General features: G+C 28.1%; 16 protein-coding genes. 10 read left to right on the forward strand and 6 right to left on the reverse strand.

Annotated features, from left to right (window positions below):
- Window positions 1-14: 14 nt before the first annotated feature.
- The 4 genes from CS899_RS08925 to yajC form a co-directional block, all read right to left on the reverse strand.
- Window positions 15-1,067 carry a PTS system mannose/fructose/sorbose family transporter subunit IID gene (locus tag CS899_RS08925; protein ID WP_100065851.1) on the reverse strand — a complete coding sequence of 351 codons (1,053 nt, stop codon included), beginning with the start codon at window positions 1,065-1,067 and terminating at the stop codon, window positions 15-17.
- A complete protein-coding gene (locus CS899_RS08930) occupies window positions 1,057-1,875 on the reverse strand; it encodes a PTS mannose/fructose/sorbose/N-acetylgalactosamine transporter subunit IIC (RefSeq protein WP_100065852.1) in 819 nt (272 codons plus the stop codon). Before CS899_RS08930 ends, CS899_RS08925 begins: the two co-directional genes overlap by 11 nt.
- Before the next feature lie 33 nt (window positions 1,876-1,908).
- On the reverse strand, window positions 1,909-2,385 hold the full coding sequence (agaV, locus tag CS899_RS08935; protein ID WP_100065853.1) for a PTS N-acetylgalactosamine transporter subunit IIB: 477 nt from the start codon (window positions 2,383-2,385) through the stop codon (window positions 1,909-1,911).
- A gap of 204 nt (window positions 2,386-2,589) precedes the next feature.
- Entirely contained in the window at window positions 2,590-2,865 is a 276-nt protein-coding gene (gene yajC / locus CS899_RS08940) for a preprotein translocase subunit YajC (RefSeq protein WP_100065854.1), read from the reverse strand.
- Window positions 2,866-2,992: 127 nt separating this feature from the next.
- Here yajC and CS899_RS08945 point away from each other — a divergent pair, with 127 nt between their 5' ends.
- From CS899_RS08945 to CS899_RS08970, 6 genes are all read left to right on the forward strand, one after another.
- Window positions 2,993-3,664, forward strand: a complete 672-nt coding sequence (locus CS899_RS08945) for a response regulator transcription factor (RefSeq protein WP_100065855.1) — start codon at window positions 2,993-2,995, stop codon at window positions 3,662-3,664.
- The gene (locus CS899_RS08950) at window positions 3,661-4,641 is read left to right on the forward strand and encodes a sensor histidine kinase (protein ID WP_100065856.1); all 981 of its coding nucleotides are present in this window, start codon (window positions 3,661-3,663) and stop codon (window positions 4,639-4,641) included. The genes CS899_RS08945 and CS899_RS08950 overlap by 4 nt, the downstream gene beginning before the upstream one ends.
- 130 nt (window positions 4,642-4,771) lie before the next feature.
- On the forward strand, window positions 4,772-5,539 hold the full coding sequence (locus CS899_RS08955) for an ABC transporter ATP-binding protein (protein ID WP_100065857.1): 768 nt from the start codon (window positions 4,772-4,774) through the stop codon (window positions 5,537-5,539).
- The gene (locus tag CS899_RS08960) at window positions 5,532-7,565 is read left to right on the forward strand and encodes an ABC transporter permease (RefSeq protein WP_100065858.1); all 2,034 of its coding nucleotides are present in this window, start codon (window positions 5,532-5,534) and stop codon (window positions 7,563-7,565) included. Before CS899_RS08955 ends, CS899_RS08960 begins: the two co-directional genes overlap by 8 nt.
- Before the next feature lie 254 nt (window positions 7,566-7,819).
- Window positions 7,820-10,351 carry a ribonucleoside-diphosphate reductase subunit alpha gene (locus CS899_RS08965; protein ID WP_100065859.1) on the forward strand — a complete coding sequence of 844 codons (2,532 nt, stop codon included), beginning with the start codon at window positions 7,820-7,822 and terminating at the stop codon, window positions 10,349-10,351.
- A 12-nt stretch (window positions 10,352-10,363) separates the two neighbouring features.
- Window positions 10,364-11,407, forward strand: coding sequence for a ribonucleotide-diphosphate reductase subunit beta (locus tag CS899_RS08970; RefSeq protein WP_100065860.1), 1,044 nt, complete (start codon window positions 10,364-10,366; stop codon window positions 11,405-11,407).
- 26 nt (window positions 11,408-11,433) lie between these two features.
- Here CS899_RS08970 and CS899_RS08975 read toward each other — a convergent pair whose 3' ends face one another.
- The gene (locus CS899_RS08975; RefSeq protein WP_100065861.1) at window positions 11,434-12,330 is read right to left on the reverse strand and encodes a tyrosine-type recombinase/integrase; all 897 of its coding nucleotides are present in this window, start codon (window positions 12,328-12,330) and stop codon (window positions 11,434-11,436) included.
- Between the two features lie 141 nt (window positions 12,331-12,471).
- On the opposite strand from CS899_RS08975, the gene CS899_RS08980 reads away from it, so the two are divergent.
- Window positions 12,472-14,820, forward strand: a complete 2,349-nt coding sequence (locus CS899_RS08980) for a hypothetical protein (RefSeq protein WP_100065862.1) — start codon at window positions 12,472-12,474, stop codon at window positions 14,818-14,820.
- On the opposite strand, the gene CS899_RS08985 is transcribed toward CS899_RS08980, so the two are convergent.
- Entirely contained in the window at window positions 14,795-15,850 is a 1,056-nt protein-coding gene (locus CS899_RS08985; protein WP_100065863.1) for a D-alanine--D-alanine ligase family protein, read from the reverse strand. The genes CS899_RS08980 and CS899_RS08985 overlap by 26 nt on opposite strands.
- A gap of 337 nt (window positions 15,851-16,187) precedes the next feature.
- Here CS899_RS08985 and CS899_RS08990 point away from each other — a divergent pair, with 337 nt between their 5' ends.
- The 3 genes from CS899_RS08990 to CS899_RS09000 are packed head-to-tail and all read left to right on the forward strand — an operon-like array spanning window position 16,188 to window position 20,117.
- A complete protein-coding gene (locus CS899_RS08990) occupies window positions 16,188-17,546 on the forward strand; it encodes an amidohydrolase (RefSeq protein ID WP_100065864.1) in 1,359 nt (452 codons plus the stop codon).
- A 14-nt stretch (window positions 17,547-17,560) separates the two neighbouring features.
- Window positions 17,561-18,589 (forward strand): BMP family protein, encoded by a 1,029-nt coding sequence (locus CS899_RS08995; protein ID WP_100065865.1) that lies wholly within the window; start codon window positions 17,561-17,563, stop codon window positions 18,587-18,589.
- A gap of 16 nt (window positions 18,590-18,605) precedes the next feature.
- On the forward strand, window positions 18,606-20,117 hold the full coding sequence (locus CS899_RS09000; protein WP_100065866.1) for an ABC transporter ATP-binding protein: 1,512 nt from the start codon (window positions 18,606-18,608) through the stop codon (window positions 20,115-20,117).
- The last annotated feature ends 3 nt before the right edge of the window (window positions 20,118-20,120 follow it).

Consider the following 20,120-nt stretch of genomic DNA (forward strand, 5'->3'; position numbering starts at 1 on the left):
TTTTATATAATTATTTAAGAAAATAGTGGTGGGCCACCCCAAAGCATTGGCAAGTATGCTCCTACAATACCTATAACCATTAATAAAACAATACTCTTCAATGGAGTGAAATTCTTTTTTGACATTAATAAGAAAACTCCTAAAGTAAATGCTAAAGGTATTAACTTAGGTAATATACCATCTAGTATTTTTTGAATATTTATTTTTACATCTTGTTTTTCATTTCTCTCAAAAGTTAATTGAGAAGAACCGTTTTTTAAGTCTACAATAGATGCAGTTTTGCCTTGTTCACTAGCAAAAGGTTTAAGTTCTTCTGTTAATTTTCCTTTATCATCTTTTTTATAAAGGAATTCTTCGTAATTTTTAAGTTCGGAATTCTGAACTATGGTAGTTACTGGTACAGCTACGTTTGTTGAACCATTAGGAATATCTATATTCAAAACAGTACTACCAAGAGTTGCTATTAATGCACCTACTACAAAAACTCCTAGTATAGAAGCTGCTCTAGTAAATTCTTTAGCATTTTCTGTTAGTATGTCAATTGCACTTGTACCCATTTTGTATGACCAATGCATTAAGAAAAATCTTACTGCAAATTGTGCAACGTTAAATATTATCAAAAATAGGAAAGGTGCAATAATATTACCACCAATAGCCATGTTAGAGGTTATTCCAGCTGCTATAGGAACAAGTGTTAACCAGAATAATGCATCTCCGATTCCTCCTAAAGGTCCCATTGCTGCGACTCTAACGGCACGAATAGTAGGTATATCTGCTTTATTTTGCTCTAATGATAGAACGATACCCATTACTAAAGTTACCAAGAATGGATGTGTATTAAAGAACTCCAAGTTATGTGACATTGATGCTGCTAAGTCATCTTTGTCTTTGTGAATTTTCTTTAGTCCAGGAAGAATACCCCACAACCATCCACCGGCTTGCATTCTCTCATAGTTGAAAGAAGCTTGTAAAAACATTGACCTTAAAGCCATTTTATTTAAAGTTTTCTTATCTAACTGTTGAGCAGGAGTTTTATCTTTGTAAGAATTAGGTAAATTATATGCCATCTTCGTCACCTCCTGAATTATCTACATTGCTATTTTTAAATTTAGTTTGAACTTGGTAGTCCCAAAATGCTAACATGAAACCTAATATTGCAAGTAATATTAATGCTGAGCTTGCTAATCCTTCAACTGAAGAAACTACTATGGCTAATGCGAAACCTCCAAAGAAAAAGCCCCATAAATCTCTTGATAACATTACTTTAAGTAACATTGCAAAACCTACATATTTCATCATTCCACCAGCAGCACTTAAACCTTTCATAAATCGATCTATTAAAGGTTTTTTTGTCCAATCGGCAATGGTGTCTTTCATAGCGGCACCACCAGCAAAGAATAAAAGTACAATAATTCCAAACAATGTTCCTAGTATAACCATTGAAAGTATATTTATTTTGGTTATACCTTTTGTATCGGCATTTTCAGCGTATTTATCAGCTTTTGTCATCATAGGTGACATAAAAGTGAATAAAAGAGTTACAGCATATTGACCTAATAATGCAAATGGTATTGCAGAAGCTGCCGCTGCACCTGGTTCTAATTTAACAACTATAGCAAATACTGTTGCCATAATACCACCCATAACAGCATTAGGCGGTTGAGCACCTCCAATAGGCATATTACCTATTGTTAATAGTTGATAAGTACCACCAACTATTAATCCCGTTTGTACATCTCCTAGTATTGCTCCTATAACAGGTCCCATTACAATTGGTTGATATAAGGACTCTAGGAAACTGAATTGATCTATAGCGGCTATAAAAGTAACTATAAATACTAAGAGAACTTGAATAAAACTATAGTCTCCAAACATATAATTCCTCCTTTTTAAATCTATAACTAACTATTATTTAAATAGTTTGTCCACGTTTTCAGAAGCTTCGGAAGGTATCTTTCTTATTTCTAGTTCAATACCTTTTTCTTTTAATTTTTTAAAGGCTTCAACATCGTCATCATCAACAGCTACAACTCCTGCAACTTGACGTTTACCTTCAGCCATGTGCATATTTCCTATATTAACTTTTTTTATAGGAACTCCACCTTCTACAAGTTTTAAAACATCTTGAGGTGTTTCACAAATTATAAATATTTTTTGCCTATCGGCTGCTTTGTGAATTATATCAATAGTTTTTTGAATAGTGAAATATCTTGTAGCAACTCCTGTTGGCGCTGCCATATCCATAAGTCCCTGTCTCATTTTATCGTCAGCAACTTTATCGTTCGCAACTAACAAAAGGTTTGCACCTATTGAATTGGTCCATTGAGTTGCAACTTGACCATGAATTAGTCTATTATCTATTCTTGTTAATACTATGTTAGGCATAATACCTACCTCCTAAAATTATTTCTTAAATTAATTATACACCACTAATTAAATAAATTATACCCATAAACATTGAGAAATAGCGGTTCTTTATGAAAAAAACGAAAAACAAAGGTTTATTACTCTAAAAAACTTTGGAAAATAGCAATTTTAAAAACGATTTTTTTCAAAAAAAATTTTAAAATCCAAACTGGTATCTAAATTTTACTTAATTATATCGGAAATGGCATATCTACTAACTTTCACAACAGCACCAGATTTAACTTCTATATCTGCAAAGTCTTCGGAAATATGTTTAATCTTTCCATATATTCCATTAGAAAAAACTACTTCATCACCTATTTTTAGGTTGTTGTGAAGTTCTTCAAAAAATTTTTTTCTCTTACTCACATTAGCACGGCTGGCAATATAGTATATTAGCAATATTAAAACTATTAAGCCTATAAGTGCAATAGACGAGCCTAAAATATAATTCCACATAATAAATCCTCCTTATTAATAAAATTTCGAATATAATTATAATATACCCAAGAAAAAATATATAGTTATATTAAATAAAAAACAATGGTAAATATATAGTATAGTTAAAAGTACTTAGGAGTAGATTATGAGAAAAATTTTTATTATAGAAGATAATATAGAGATAGCTAAAGAATTAAAAGAACAACTAGAAATGTGGGGATATAGTGCAGAAAAAGTTGCCGACTTTAAAAAAGTTATGGAGGAATTTACTGCATACAACCCAGATTTAATATTAATGGATATAAAACTTCCACATTTAAATGGCTTTATTTGGTGTGAGAAAATAAGGGAAGTTTCAAGTGTCCCTATAATATTTTTAACTTCTGCATCAGATAATATTAATTTGATTACAGCTATTAATCATGGAGGAGATGATTTTTTAGCTAAACCTTTTGAAATTCAAGTTTTAATAGCGAAGATTAAGGCGTTATTAAGAAGAACGTATGATTTTGAAAGTGGTAATTCTCTTTTAGAACATAAAGATGTAGTACTCGATACAGATAATATGACTATAAAGTATGGCAATAATGTAGAAGCTCTAACTAAAAATGAATTTCTTATTTTGGAAGTGTTAATGGAAAATATTAATAAGGTTATTTCAAGAGATAAAATCATGGACAAACTTTGGAATACAGATAGTTTTATAGATGATAATACTTTAACTGTAAACGTTGCTAGACTTAGAAAAAAACTTGAAAAAATAGGCGTAAATGATTTGATTAGCACTAAAAAAGGAATGGGTTATATAATCGAATGAAAAATTTAATAGAAGCTAATAAAAGTTATTTAATAAGTGGGGCAATTTTCACTTTAATTTACTTGCTTATGTTTTTTATTTATAGATTAGATATTCTTATTGCGTTGTATGGTTTTGTTATGTATGTGGTAATTTCTATTCCTATAATTGTTTATAGAACTTTTAAATATAAGAACACAATTAAAGAATTAAAAAATTTAGTAAATAACGAATATAAAGAAGAATTTGAAAATGTATATTTTGAAAATAATAGCTTGGAAAAGAGTTATTATAAAATTTACAAGAAAAAAACAGAAGATTTAATTACTGAAAAAGAGGACAAGAAAAATTTACTAGAAGAAAAAAATGAGTATCTTACAATGTGGGTACATCAAGTGAAAACTCCAATGTCTGTAATTTCCTTAATTGCCGACAAAGATGGGGACAATCGAATAAAAACTGAAGTATTAAAAGCTAACGAATACATAGACCAAATGATAAATTATATGAAATTCGAAAGCTTTAGCCAAGATTATGTTTTTAAAAAAGTAAATTTAAATAAACTGGTTAATAGTGTAATAAAAAAATACAGGTTGTTATTTTTTGAAAAGAACTTGTATGTGAATTTGGATATAGAGGATATTGACGTTTTAACTGACGAAAAATGGCTTTCTTTTGTATTGCAACAAATTGTTTTTAACAGCTTAAAATACACTGAAAGTGGTGGCATAAAAATATACACTGAAAAAGAAAATTCTTATGTTATTCACATTGTTGATACTGGTATGGGAATCCCAGAGGAAGATTTGAAAAATATTGTGAAATGGGGTTTTACCGGAGAAAATGGAAGGCTTGACAAAAACTCTACGGGAATAGGGCTGTATTTAGTAGATAAAATTTTAAAGAATTTTAATTATGATTATGAGATTAATTCAGAAATTAACAAAGGTACAGAATTTACTATAAATTTAAAAAGAAAAGAGATTATAATAAATTAAGCCAAAATTACTGGCTTTTTTTAATGTGACAAATTGTAAGTTTAGAATGATTTTTGTAAGTTAAAACAAAGGCAACAAATCAAAAAATGGGCTAAAGTAGTATTAGAAAATAAAGAAAAGGGGAAATTAAATGAATATATTAGAAGTAAAAAAACTAAAAAAAGTATATAAGACTAAACTTAGTTCAAATACAGTTGAGGCGTTGAAAGATATTAACTTTGAAGTGGAGAAAGGCGAGTTTATCGCTATTATGGGGGAATCTGGATCTGGGAAATCTACATTATTAAATTTAATTGCAACAATAGATAGTCCAACTTCAGGAGAAATTATTCTAGATGGTAAAAATATTTCTACAAGTTCTGAAGGAGAAATGGCAATTTTCAGAAGAGAAAATCTGGGATTTGTGTATCAAGAATTTAATCTTCTAAATTCTTTAAATAATAAAGATAATATTTTATTACCACTTGTTCTTGCAAATGAAAAACCACAAAGCATGCAAACAAAATTAAATCCTACAGCAAAGGCTTTAAATATTAGTGAGATTATAAATAAATATCCTTATGAAATATCTGGAGGACAAAAGCAAAGAATTGCAGTAGCTAGAGCAATAATAACAAATCCTAAGTTACTTTTAGCTGACGAACCAACAGGAGCTTTAGACTCTAACTCTAGTATGGAATTGCTTAATCTATTTGAAGATATAAACAAAAGAGGACAAACAATTTTAATGGTTACCCATTCTGCTATGGCAGCTAGTAGAGCAAGTAGGGTTTTATTTATTAAAGATGGAATTATTTATTACGATATTTACAGAGGTAATTTAAATAACGAGGAAATGTACAATAAAATAGTTAAAACACAAATGATGCTTTTAGCTGGAGGTGAAAGCATTGAATAAGATTTACAGAAAACTTGCTTTTCAAAATATAAAAAACAATAAAAATTTATACATTCCCTATGTAATAACTTCTTCTATAACAATATTTATGTATTATATTTTTTTAGCGATACAAAATAGTCCAGATATTTTAAATTCAAGAGGAGGAAGTTATATTGTTATAGTTCTAGGCTTAGGAGAATATGTTATTACACTATTTTCAGCGATATTCTTGATATATACAAATAAGTTTTTAGTTAGAAACAGAGACAGAGAACTAGGGCTTATTAACATGCTTGGCGTGGATAAAAAAGGTATTTCCAAGATAATGATATATGAAAATATAATTTTAACAGTTGTTAATATAGTTTTAGGAATAGTGGCTAGTGTTATTTTTAGTACAGTAATATTTTTATTAATTGGAAGATATTTATCGATAGAATTATCTACTAAATTTTATGTTGATTTTAAAAGTATAATACAAACTATTGTAGTTTACGTGATAATATTTTCTGTTGTTTTAGTAGGAAATATTATAAGGGTTAGGAGATTAAAACCTTTAGATTTATTAAAAGAAGCAGAAAAAGGAGAAAAAGAGCCTAAAGCGAATATTATTATCACTATTATTGGAGTAATTTGTATAGGAGTAGGATATTACTTAGCTAATAGTACAGATAATGTTTTAGATGCAATGACTATATTTTTAGTAGCGGTTGTTTTAGTAATAGTTGGAACGTATATACTTTTTGGAACTATTAGCATAGCAGTGTTAAAAATGTTTAAGAAAAACAAAAAGATTTATTATAAATCAAAAAATATGACATTCATATCTTCACTTATATTTAGAATGAAGCAAAATGCAGTTAGTTTAGCTAATATTTGCGTTCTTAGCTCTATGGTTTTAGTAATGTTAGTTTCAACAACAGCATTAATAGGAAGTAAGGATAGCTATATAGATTCAATTTTTCCGAAAGATATCATAATAAGATATAGTGGAGAAGATTTAGAAAAAGAAAATAAAATAAAAAGTTTAATTAATAAAAATTTAGAAAATAAAGATATTGAGCTATCTTCATACAGTTCTATTTCAAATAAGATAATAGGTGCAAAAGGAAATAGTGAACAAGGTTTTAAAGTGTTGCAGAATTTTGATGGAAGGGTAGATTTTAGTATAAAATTTATTTTTGTTTATAATATTGAAGATTATAATAAAATTAACAATAAAAATGAAAAACTAAATGATGATGAAGCAATACTATATTCAAATAAAAATGAAAAACCGGATAAAATTAATATAGATGGAATTAATTTGAATATTAAAGAAAACTTAGATGACGTAGATGGATTATTTAAAAATATGCCATTGGATTTATTTTCAACATATACACTTATTGTGAAAGATGAAGATAGTTTTTATAATTCTGTGATGGAAAAATATGGTGAAAAAAGTACGGAAAAGTCTGAAATGAAAAATTTTGGAAAAGTCGAAGGATCAGAGACTCTAATATCTTTTAATTTAAAGGGAAATGAAGAAACTATAAATAGTTGGGCAAATAAATTAGAGAATGAATTACAAAGTGAATATGGCATCGAAGAAAAAGAAGCAAATTTAACTAACAAATACAAAAGTGCACAAGATTTTGTAGCTATTAATAGTGGGGTATTTGTAGTAACAATATTATTATCGGTTTTATTCTTAGTAGCAACTGTTATGATAATTTACTACAAACAAATATCTGAGGGAATGGAAGATGCAAAAAGTATTTCTATATTAAGTAAAATAGGAATGAGTAAAAAAGAAACTAGGAAAAATATATCTAGACAAACTAGAGTAGTGTTTTTTATGCCTCTAGTGGTTTCAATAATTCATATGATTGCAGCATCTACTCTTGTATATAATATAATTAGAATTATAGGAGTAGGAAATAGAGAAATATTTATAAAGTCATGTGTAATTACAGTTATAGGATATTCTTTGCTATATGTAATTATGTATAAATTAACATCTAGAGCTTATCTGAGGGCAATAAATAGTATTGAGAATTAAGATTTTCTTAAAAAGATAAAGTTAAATTATATAATTTAACTTTATCTTTTTTTGTTTTACAATAAATATGAGGGAATGTAAAATAATTGATATTAAAAATAAGTAGAATTACTTTAAATATCCTAAATTTACAATTTACTTAGTTAAAAAATGTAAAAATATAAGGAAGTATTTAATTTAAACCACAAAATATGCCTATGGTTTAGATAATGTGGTACTATATATAGTGTACTTAAAAAGGAATGGAGAAAGACATGAAAATTATAAAACGAGACGGAAATCATGTGGATTTTGACCTAAATAAGATAGTTAGGGCTATGGAAAAGGCATTTTCTTCGGTAAATAAAATAGTAGAAAAAGAAGAACTTGAAAAAATGGCAAAAGTTGTCGAAGAAACAGTATCAAATAAGTATCCTAAAGGGCATATTGTAACTGTTGAAGAAATACAAGATTTGGTAGAGTTAACTTTAATAGATAATAGTTACTATGCTGTAGTAAAAAGCTATATTTTGTATAGAGCTCAACATAGTATGGACAGAAAAGTTGTTGAACAATTTGAAGATTTTATTTCAGACCAAGATATTTTAAATATTATTAAAAGCATTCAAGACGATTATGATAGAACTAGATATGAGATAGAACAACTTTATATAAAATTCACATCCTTTGTAAAAAAAGGGATGAATGATAGAGATTATTTAAAAGTATTAATAAGAGCAGCTTCAGAGCTAACAAGTAAAGAAGCACCAGACTGGGAGTATATTTCTGCTAGATTTTACTGTTATGAGCTTGAAACACAGATAGAAGAAGAGTGTGTAAGATACGATATTCAAGACTTTAAAACTAAAATAAAGTTTTTAGAAGAACAAGGACTTTACGGACCTTACATTAGAGAAAATTATTCAAATGACGATATAGATGAACTTGAAAAAGTAATAGACAAGTCTAGAAATAAATTATTCACTTACAGTTCAATAGAGCTTGTGTCTAAAAGGTATTTAATAAAAACTCATGACAATAAAATAATGGAAACACCACAAGAGATGTTTATGGGAATAGCTATGCATTTAGCAATTCCAGAAGGAAAGAACAAAGTAGAATGGGCAAAAAGATTCTATGATGTTTACAGTAATTTACAAGTTACAGTTGCAACACCTACTATGAGTAATGCTAGAAAGCCGTTCCACCAATTAAGTTCTTGTTTTATAGATACTGTTCCTGACAGCTTAGACGGAATTTACCGCTCAATAGACAATTTTGCACAAGTTTCAAAACACGGTGGCGGAATGGGAATGTACTTTGGAAAAGTTAGAGCTACAGGTTCTGATATAAGAGGATTTAAAGGTGTAGCAGGTGGAATTGTACGTTGGATAAAACTTGCAAACGACACAGCGGTAGCAGTAGACCAACTAGGAGTAAGACAAGGTTCAGTTGCTGTGTATTTAGATGTTTGGCATAAAGATATTCCAGAGTTTTTACAACTTCGTACAAATAATGGTGACGATAGATTAAAAGCACACGATGTTTTTCCAGCGGTTTGTTACCCAGACCTTTTTTGGAAACTAGCAAAAAATGATATAAACGCAGACTGGTATTTAATGGATCCACATGAAATTATGGTTGTTAAAGGCTGGTGTTTAGAAGATTCTTACGGAGAAGATTGGGAAGAAAAATACTGGGATTGTGTAAATGATTCTAGAATAGACAAGAGAGTTATTTCAGTAAAAGACTTAGTAAGGTTAATTATAAAATCATTGACAGAGACAGGTACTCCTTTTGCATTTAACAGAGATACTGTTAATAAGATGAATCCAAACAAACATAAAGGAATAATATATTCATCTAATCTTTGTACAGAGATTTTACAAAATATGAGTGAAATAGAAACAGTATCTCAAGAGATAGAAGACGAAAATGGAGATACAATAGTAGTAACTAAGACTAAAGCAGGTGATTTTGTAGTTTGTAACTTAGCATCACTAGTTTTAGGAAACATAGATATAAATAACCAAGAAGAATTACAGTATATTGTAGAAACAGCAGTTAGAGGACTAGATAATGTCATAGACTTAAACTACTATCCTATACCATATGCTAGAATTACAAACAAGAAATATCGTTCAATTGGACTTGGAACTTCAGGTTACCACCACGCTCTAGTAAAAGAGGGTATAATGTGGTCAGATATTGAAGAACATGTACAATTTGCAGATAGATTATATGAAGATATAAATTATTATGCTATTGAAGCAAGTATGAAAATATCAAAAGAAAAAGGTTCCTATGAATTTTTTGAAGGTTCAGAATGGCAAAGTGGAGAGTACTTTACTAGAAGAAGTTATATAAGCGAAAAATGGGAACAACTAGAAGAAGATATTCAAAAAAATGGACTTAGAAACGGTTATATAATGGCAGTAGCACCAACAGGTTCAACTTCAATTATAGCTGGCACTACAGCAGCAGTAGACCCTGTAATGAACAGATATTTCTTAGAAGAGAAAAAAGGTTCAATAGTTCCAAGAGTTGCACCAGGACTTAATCCAAAAACATTTTGGACTTACGAAAATGCTCACGAAATAGACCAAACCCATGTAGTTAGAGCAGCAGGAGTAAGACAAAGACATATAGACCAAGGTCAGTCTATTAACCTTTATATAACAACAGAATTTACAATGAGAATGATTTTGAATTTATATGTAAAAGCATGGGAAAACGGAGTAAAGACTATATACTATGTTAGAAGTAAGTCTTTAGAAGTTGAAGAATGTGATTCTTGTTCAGCATAAGGAGGAAGTAAAATGCATGATTTAAACAGAAAAGGTCTTTTTAACGAAAATGGAGATATTGAACTTAGCAAAAGAAGAATGATTAATGGAAACACCACTAATCTTAACGACTTTAACAATATAAAATACACTTGGACATCTGACTGGTACAGACAAGCTATGAACAATTTTTGGATACCAGAAGAAATTAATTTGACACAAGATATTAAAGATTACAGAAAACTAGACGAACATGAAAGAAGAGCTTACGACAAGACTCTTTCTTTCTTGGTTTTCTTAGACAGCATTCAAACAGCGAATTTACCTAATGTTGGAGAATATGTAACAGCTAATGAAGTAAACTTGTGTTTGACAATTCAGGCCTTTCAAGAGGCTGTACATAGCCAAAGTTATGGTTATATACTAGATACAATTTGTTCACCAGAAGAACGTTCAGAAATTTTATACCAATGGAAAGACGACAAGCACCTACTAGCAAGAAACAAGTTTATAGGAAATTTATACAATGAATTTTTAGACGACAAGTCAAAAATTGCACTTGTAAAAACAATGGTAGCAAACTATATACTAGAAGGAGTTTACTTCTATTCTGGATTTATGTTTTTCTACAGTCTTGGAAGAATAGGAAAAATGCCAGGGACAGTTCAAGAAATTAGATATATAAATAGAGACGAAAATACACATCTATGGTTATTTAGATCTATTTTACTAGAACTTAAAAAAGAAGAACCTGAAATTTTCACAGAAGAAAACGTAGAAATGTTTAGAGATATGATAAAACAAGGGGTAGAAGAAGAAATAGCTTGGGGACAATATGTACTTGGAGATAATATTCAAGGAATAAATATGGAAATGGTAGATAGCTATATTAGATACCTTGGAAACTTACGCTCGACAGGACTTGGATTTGGAGTGTTGTATCCAGGTTATGAAAACGAGCCAGAGTCAATGAAATGGGTAAGTGAATATAGTGACCCTAATGGTGTAAAAACAGACTTCTTTGAAGGCAAAGTAACAGCATATGCAAAAAGCTCAGTAATAGAAGATGATTTATAAAAGAACTAGATAAATCTAGTTCTTTTTTATATATATTGGCGTAAATTATATTTAGACAAAACCTCTCTTTTTCTAGCAGAAGAAACGCTAGTATAAATTTCAGTAGTAGTTATACTAGAATGTCCTAAAAGTTCTTGTATATCTCTTAAATTTGCGCCGTTATCTAGCAAACCTGTTGCAAAGCTATGCCTTAAATAGTGAGGAGTAGCATTTGGGTTAATATTAGCTAAATTTTTATATTTTCTAAAAATATCTTCAAGACCAAATATAGAGATTCTATTACCATACTTATTTAAAAACAAAGCTTTTTCATTTTTAGAAGGGTAGTATTCTGATCTTATAGCAATATAATTTGAAATTGCTTCTTGAGTTTGTAAATTTGTAATAAATAAAATTCTTTCTTTTTTATTTTTCCCGCGTACAATAATTTTATTTTCATTTTCTATATAATCTAAAATATTAATATTACTAATTTCGCTTATTCTAAGTCCTAAACTAATGAGTATTTCTAATATAGCTAAATTACGAACTTGATCTCTGAGTTTTTTAGGAGACAATTTATTTTCAAAGGTTACAGAAGAAAGTAAATTTTTAATTTCTCTATTTGAGAGAGTTTTAGGAAGATTCTTTTCCTTTCTTATGGAGATTTTGGGCAAATCAAATTTTTCAATTACATTTTTTTCAAAAAGATAGTTAATATACATTTTAATAGTGATAAGTTTTCTTTTTTTAGTATTAGAGGTATAGTAGCTACTTTGAGTTAAAAATTTCATATAGTTAGGAATTCCCAGAGAAAAAGAATATTTGTAAGAAATAAGATATTCGTTAAGTTTAAGTAAATCAAAATAATAAGCATTTAAAGTTTTAGTCGATAAATTTTCTAGCTTTTTTGTTTCAATAAAATTGATAATAGTATTTTCCATATATAACTCCTTGATATTAATATATTATTATTTAAATATGCTATAATGAATAAAATATGACAACGTTATTTTTGAATAATAGCATCATAAAGATACTATATAACAAAGGTCATAATAATATACAATTATTTGGAGGTTTTAGTGAAAGAGTTTGATATTTGGTGCGATAAACTACATGAAATTTTTGATTATATAAATAATAAATTTAATTGTGAAAAAAAATCATCTGAAATTATTGTAATATCAGGTTTAAAAAATTCAGGTAAATCAAGACTTGTTAAACAATGTATTGATAATATTAATTTAGGTGATAATTTAAAAAATATAGGAAGTATTATTAAAATTACTGCTGAAGAAGTTTTAATGAATCAAGAGTTAAAAACTAGAAATAAACCTATTTTAGAGAAAGTTTTAAATAAAATAGAAATTACCGTGCCATCAGTGGAGTTATTAGGTGTTAAATTTTCTATTGATTTACAAAAAAAGATACTAGACTTTTTAAATAATAAAAAAATTAATATTATCTGGTTTGAAGATGTTACAGCAAATGGTCTATTATCGGTAAAAAAAGTTGAAGAGTATATAAATGAATTTGAAGAATCTTCCGTAATATCAATAATTACTACTGAAGAAAACAGAGTATCTGACTATTTTAAAAAAATTAATAAAAATACTGAATGTTTTTATAATCCAATAATAACTTTTAGTCATTATATAGAAATAAAGCACAAATTAAGTGAAGATAGTAAGACTACTTATGAGACTATTTTAAAAAAATTAAAAGCCTTAAATGATGATAAAAAAGTAGAACATTATATAAACTTAAGTAATGGTTCTTATGGAAATCTTGAATATTTTCTTAAACATAAAGAAGATGAAGATATTAGAAATATTAAAGAAGATAAAGATATTTTAAAAGAATTATTTCTTGTCAAAGAAAATGAAGAAACAGATATTCAAAAATCATTATTACTTTTACTTTCCATGCCAATAGGTATACCTATAGAATGGTTTGATACATTGTTTCAAAAAGCAAAATTTGATTATATAAATTATTTGGAAAATTTAAAGAAAAGAGATCTAGTGGAAGAGAAGAACAACTATTATTCAATAAAGGAGAATATTCCTATTTATGTAAAAAATTATACTATAAATTTAAAAAATAAAAAAGAACAAAGATTAACTGCTAAGTTAATCGATTTTTTTATGAAAAAAGAAATCCCTGAAAATTATTTTTTAAGATTTCAGAACGCCAAATTATTTGATGGTAATTTAGCTGAAGGCTATAATTTTATATATATATTAAGGAATAATTCTACTCAATTAGAAGATGAATTTATAAACGAAGATTATTCACGTATATTAAAAATATTGAAAAATGATTTGATAAAAGATGATAAAGAATTATTAAAAATTTATAATGAATTAAGCAAAATAAATATAATGAAATTTCCAACTATTATATCTGCAGAGATTACATACCACAAATTGAAAATTTTATTAGAGTGTAGTTATAATATTAGAAAAGAAATAAAACCTAAAATAAAGGGATTGTTGTACGAATCTATAAAGATTTTTTATGATTTAATTGAAAGCTACGAAAATGAAATGTTAATAAAATTAGGTATATTATTAGCCCCAGAAATAATAAACTATTTATCATTTGAAGAAATTTCTGATGCAAAAAAAATTTACAAAATAGTTGAAGAGAAAATTTTTTCTTTAATGAAATCTAATTATTCTTATTATAAGTATTATGATGTAATTCGCAGAGGCATATCAACGAGCATAGTTAGTTATAGAAAATCTAGCTATGAATTATGGTCAATAATAAATGAATTTGAAACAGAAGTAAATGATTTTTTAGACTATGACAAAATAATTCCAATGATTTTTTCAAATTTGCTTGGAATCTCTTTTTATTTAGATATAGAAACAATTAATGATGTTATGGGCTTTTATGAAAGAAATAAAAAAAATATAGATAATTATACAAATAAAAATTATAAAATAAAAAATAATATTTTATTATCTAAATTTTTACTGAATTATGAGAAAAAAGAACTAATTGAAAAATTTTCTAAAATAAAAGACAAACATGTTTCCGCAATTAATTATGCTGGTATGCTTTTTTATAGTGAAGATTATGAAAATGCATATAATATTTTAGATGAAATATTAAAAAAAGAAAAAACAGATGATTTTTATATATTCTTTTGTCAATATAATAAATGCTTAATTGATATAGTTCAACAAAATGATAACAATATAGCTGAACGAATTGATGAATTAATAGTTCCGTCACTTTTTACGGATAGCAATATTGTTGACCATTTTATTGAACGAAAGGAAAAACTTTTATACTTATATCAAAATTATGGCAACTTAAAATCTCAACAAATAGATCTGTTTTTTTCAAACAATTATAAACATATTCCACCTATATTTTGTAAGGCATGGAGTTTTAGTGATTATCAGTATTGGAGCTAAAAGCTCCAATTATTGATAATAATAAATCTGAATGATTAAGATTTACAGTTTCAAATAAAAAGTTAGGCGAAGAATGTTTTGTTAAATAAGGTGTTGTAGAGATATCAAAACAATATAAGTTATATTGTGAATCTATGCGAAAATCAATTCTGCAATAATCTTTTAATTCTAGAATTTCTGCAATTTTTACTGCACTAGAATAAATAAAATTACAGTTAATAAAATTTAATTGATTAATTGCAAAGTACTCAAAGTTATAAAATGAATAATTTGAATCAAACATTTCTTCAGGCATTATTTGATTAGAAAAATATTTTAAATTATTAATTTTTATTCCTGAAATTCCAAACGGAACAAATTTCCCATCTATTTGAAGTAATGGAACTTCAATTTCATATCCTTTTATATATTTTTGAATTATATAATCTTTAGAAATATTGTTTTCATTAATGTAATTTTTCATTTTAGTATAACAAATATTACTAGTTTCTTCTTTTATACCTCTACTAGCAGATCCTTTAGCTTTTTTTAGTATGAAATTGCCATCAATAATATTAGTATTTTTAAACTCATTAATTGAATATGAGGGTATATCACATAAATTTAAACTTTTAAGAATTTTTTGAAAATGTAGTTTATGTCTTGAAAGGTTCATAGAATAAACACTTGACCCAATATAAGGAATTTTGTTAAAGTCACAAAAGCTAGTTATTAATGATTTTTGATTATTATAAGTTCCTTGACGTGAAAGATTCCAGACAATTATATTATTAGTTTCTATTATATTATTAGTGACTGAATTTATAAAATCCATTTCATTATTGTAAGGTAATATTTTAATATTTTCTTGTATTAATGCATCAAATATTTCGCCAATTTCTTGATTAGAAAAAAAATCAGTATCTTCTTGTGAAGAGTCTATCTTTTTTGTAAAGCCTATAGAATTGTATATGATAACTATAAGCTTATCTTGCATAAAATTTTTGGCAGAATCCACTATAGCCATTATATTATTTTGATCTATTTTCATAAAAACCTCCAAATAATTGTATATTATTATGAGGTTTTATTTAAATTTAACGTAAGCTTAATATGCAGTTAATTAAGTTTATGGATAATAGAGTAAAGATAAAGGTGGTTATAATTTCGAAAGGGGTTTATTATGAAAACTTTTAAGCTTTCTCTATTAACGATGGTTCCATTTTTGTTGATATTATTACTCATGTACACGCTAAAATAAGACTGGTGAGAAATCACTGGTCTTTTTTTAGTACCTTTTCTTGACATTATAGTTACTATAAGGTTTATACTAAAATAAACGGAAAAGTTTATAGTTACTTTAAGCTATGAATTAGGAGGTAGAATGTATGAATGGAAGTGTAATATTAAAAGATATTTTCGCTTTAGTGACTTGTGATTCTAATGATAATGTTTATAATTCAGTAGATGTTTTTGTAGAAAATGGAGAGATTAAGGAAATTGGTAAGAATATTGACAAAGGTGTTGATGAGGTAATAGATTGTAGTAATTACATAATTTATCCAGGTTTAGTAAATACACATCATCATTTCTTCCAGACTTTTGTAAGAAATAGACAGGATATTAATTATCCTATGATGACTGTAATTGAATGGTTGGATAAGATTTACAAGATATTTCAAAATATTGACGAGGATATGATTTATTATTCTACAATGACTGCTTTGTCAGATTTAATTAAGCATGGTTGTACAACTGCTTTTGACCATCAATATTGTTACACTAAAAAGTCAGGGACTTATCTTATTGATAGACAAATGGAAGCTGCAGGTCAATTAGGAATTCGTTACCATGGTGGAAGAGGTACTAATACTTTACCTAGGGAAAAAGGAAGTACTATTCCTGATAATATGAGAGAAAATACTGTAGATTTTATTAAAGACTGCGAAAGGTTAATTGATAAATACAATGACAATTCTAAATTTTCTATGCAAAATGTAGTAATTGCTCCTTGCCAGCCAATTAACTGTTATGAGGATACTTTTATTGAATCTGTTAATTTAGCTAAGGCTAAGAATGCAAGACTTCACACCCATTTGGGTGAAGGCGAAAATGACCAAATGTTTGAGAGATGGGGAAAAAGAACTCTAGAATGGTGTGAGGAAAGAGGGTTTATTGGAGAGAATGTTTGGTATGCTCACTGTTGGGAGTTAGAAAAAGATGAATATTTAAAGATGGCTTCTACTAAGACTGGTTTATCCCACTGTCCAAACCCTGCTGTACTTGGAGGTTTTCCTATTTTAGATTTAAAGGAGCTTAAGGAACAAGGAGTTATTTTAAGTTTAGGTTGTGATGGTTCTGCGACTAATGACGGCTCTAATCTTTTAGATTCTGTAAGACTTGCTTACCTTATGCAAACTTTTCATAGTAAGCAAAGAGGTGGCTGTGTAGATGCTTATGATATTTTAAAGATGGCAACTGTTGGTGGTGCTAAAACTTTAGGTAGAGATGATATTGGTGATTTAAGTGTTGGTAAGGCAGCGGATTTGTTCGCTATTGATATAAATAAGCTTGAATTGTCTGGTTCTTTACACGACCCTAAAAATTTAATTGCTAGACTTGGTTTAACGGGAGAGGTTAAATTTACCATGGTTGGAGGGAACACTATTTTCAAAGATGGTGAATTACTTAATGTTGATGAAATTAAATTAGCTGAGAAGGCAAATTTACTTTATAAAAAACTATAATATAGGAGGATATTATGAAAAAGAAAAATTTATTTGTTGTAGCGATGATGCTTTTAACTGCACTAATTTTCACAGCTTGTTCTGGAGGAAATGATAAGGCAAAGGATACTGGAAAAGGAGGTTCTGGTTCAAAGGATTCTTTAAAGGTGGCTTTACTGTTATCTGGACCAGCTAATGACCAAGGTTGGAATGCAACAGCTGTTGAAGGTTTAGACAAACTTAAAGAAAAACATGATGTTGAGACTACTTTTATGGAAAATGTTACTGTAGCTGATATGGAATCTGCTTATACTGACTATGCAAGTCAAGGTTATGATTTGATAATAGGTCATGGTTTCCAATTTGGACAACCAGCGGCAAAGGTTTCAGAAACTTTCCCAGACCAATATTTTATGGCGACTGAGTCTAATTCAAAGGCTAAAAATATGTCGTCTTATGTTATGAGTTGTGAACAAGGTGGTTATTTAATGGGAGCTTTAGCAGCTTCTATGTCTGAAACAAAGGTTATTGGAGTAATTGGAGGTGTTGAGCAACCTTCTATTATTAAAGAGGTTGAAGCTTTTAAAGCTGCAGCAAAAGAAATTAATCCTGACATTAAAATTTTAGAATCTTATGTAAATTCTTTTACAGATGTTACTGCTGGTAAGGCGGCTGCAACTTCTATGTTAGATCAAGGTGCAGATGTTATTTACCAAGTTGCAAATCAAGCTGGTACTGGTGTTATTAAGGCCTGTGAGGAAAGAGGAGTTTATGCTTTAGGAAATTCTTACGACCAAAGTTCTGTTGCTCCTAATACTGTTTTATGTTCAACAGTTTACAGAATGCCAGAAGTTATAAATTACGCTTTAGAAGAAGTTATAGGTAATAAATTTGGAGATTCTGTTACATATTTAGGTATAAAAGATAAAGTTGTAGATATTACTTTTAACAAAGATTTAAAAGGAAAGATACCAGAAGATGTTGTTAAAAAAATAGAAGATTTATATTCACAAATAGAGAGTGGAAAACTTGAAGTTCCATTGAAAGAAGAAAAAACAAAATAGCATTTGAGGTGATAGTATGTTGTTAGAAATGAAAAATATTTCCAAGTCTTTTTTTGGAAAAAACGTACTAGAAAATATAGATTTGACCATTAAACCTAATAGCATACACGCACTACTAGGGGAAAATGGAGCTGGAAAAACTACGCTTATGAATATTTTATATGGCCTGTATCAAGCTGATACAGGTGATATATTCATAGATGGAAATAAAGTTAGTATTGACTCTCCAAATGATGCATTGACATATAGAATTGGTATGGTTCATCAACATTTTCAATTAGTTGATAAATTTACTGTTTCAAAGAATATTACTCTAGGTCTAAAAAATGAAAAGGGATATCCTATTTTAAACAGAAAAAACATAGATAGTAAAATTTCAAGCTTATCAAAAAAATATGGATTATTAATTGATCCTAAGAGATTAATTAAGGATTTATCTGTTGGTGAGCAACAAAGAGTTGAAATAATTAAGCTTTTATATAGAGATGTTGAGTTGTTAATTTTTGATGAGCCTACTGCAGTTTTAACACCTGAGGAGGTAGGACTTTTCTTTAGAGTTCTTAAGGAATTAAAAAAACAAGGACACTCAATTATAATTATCACTCATAAAGTTCAAGAGATTTTTGATATTAGCGATTCCATAACTGTACTTAGGGCAGGAGAAAAAATTGTGTCTTGTGATATTGAAGATACTAACGAAGACCAAGTATCAGAGTATATGATAGGTAGAAAACTTGTAGATAGTAATTTTAGGGAATCTTCTGAAAAGTTTAATGAGAAATGTTTGAGTATAGAGAGTATATCTGTTAAGAATAAAGGTATTTTTACATTGAAAAATGTCTATTTAGATATTAACAAAGGAGAAGTTTTAGGGATAGCTGGAGTTGATAGCAATGGTCAGAAGGAACTTGCAGAGGTTATTGCAGGTATAGAGAAACCAGATTCAGGAGATATAACTTTAGACAATGAAAGTATTTTGGGATTAAGTATTAGTAATAGATATTTGAAGGGAGTTAGATATATACCTGAAGATAGACATTCTGATGCTATAGTTTCAGATATGGATTTGAAAGATAATATATTTTTGAAAAAACATTTTGAGAGTAGTTATAAATCCAAAGGTTTCATAAATGAAAAGATACTAGAGTCAAAAACTAACAAGTTGATAGAACAATACGATATTAAATCTCCAGGGGCAAGTACGTTAATTAGATATTTGTCAGGAGGAAATCAACAAAAGTTAGTAGTAGCAAGGGAGCTTGAAGGAGAACTTAAGTTATTGATAGCTTTCCAACCTACGAGAGGTTTAGATGTAGGTGCAACTGAATATATTCACAATTTGTTATGTGAAATTAGTAAAGAGGGAGTAGCGGTTTTACTTATTTCTACAGATTTAAATGAGCTAATAAAATTAAGTGATAATATTTGTGTTATGTATGATGGAAATTGTTCTAAGAAGATTGAGAATGACGACAGGCTAGATATTAATTTAATTGGAAAGATGATGGCAGGAATAGATTTCTTTTAGAAC

The organism is Miniphocaeibacter massiliensis, assembly GCF_900232905.1.
Lineage (GTDB): Bacteria > Bacillota > Clostridia > Tissierellales > Peptoniphilaceae > Miniphocaeibacter > Miniphocaeibacter massiliensis.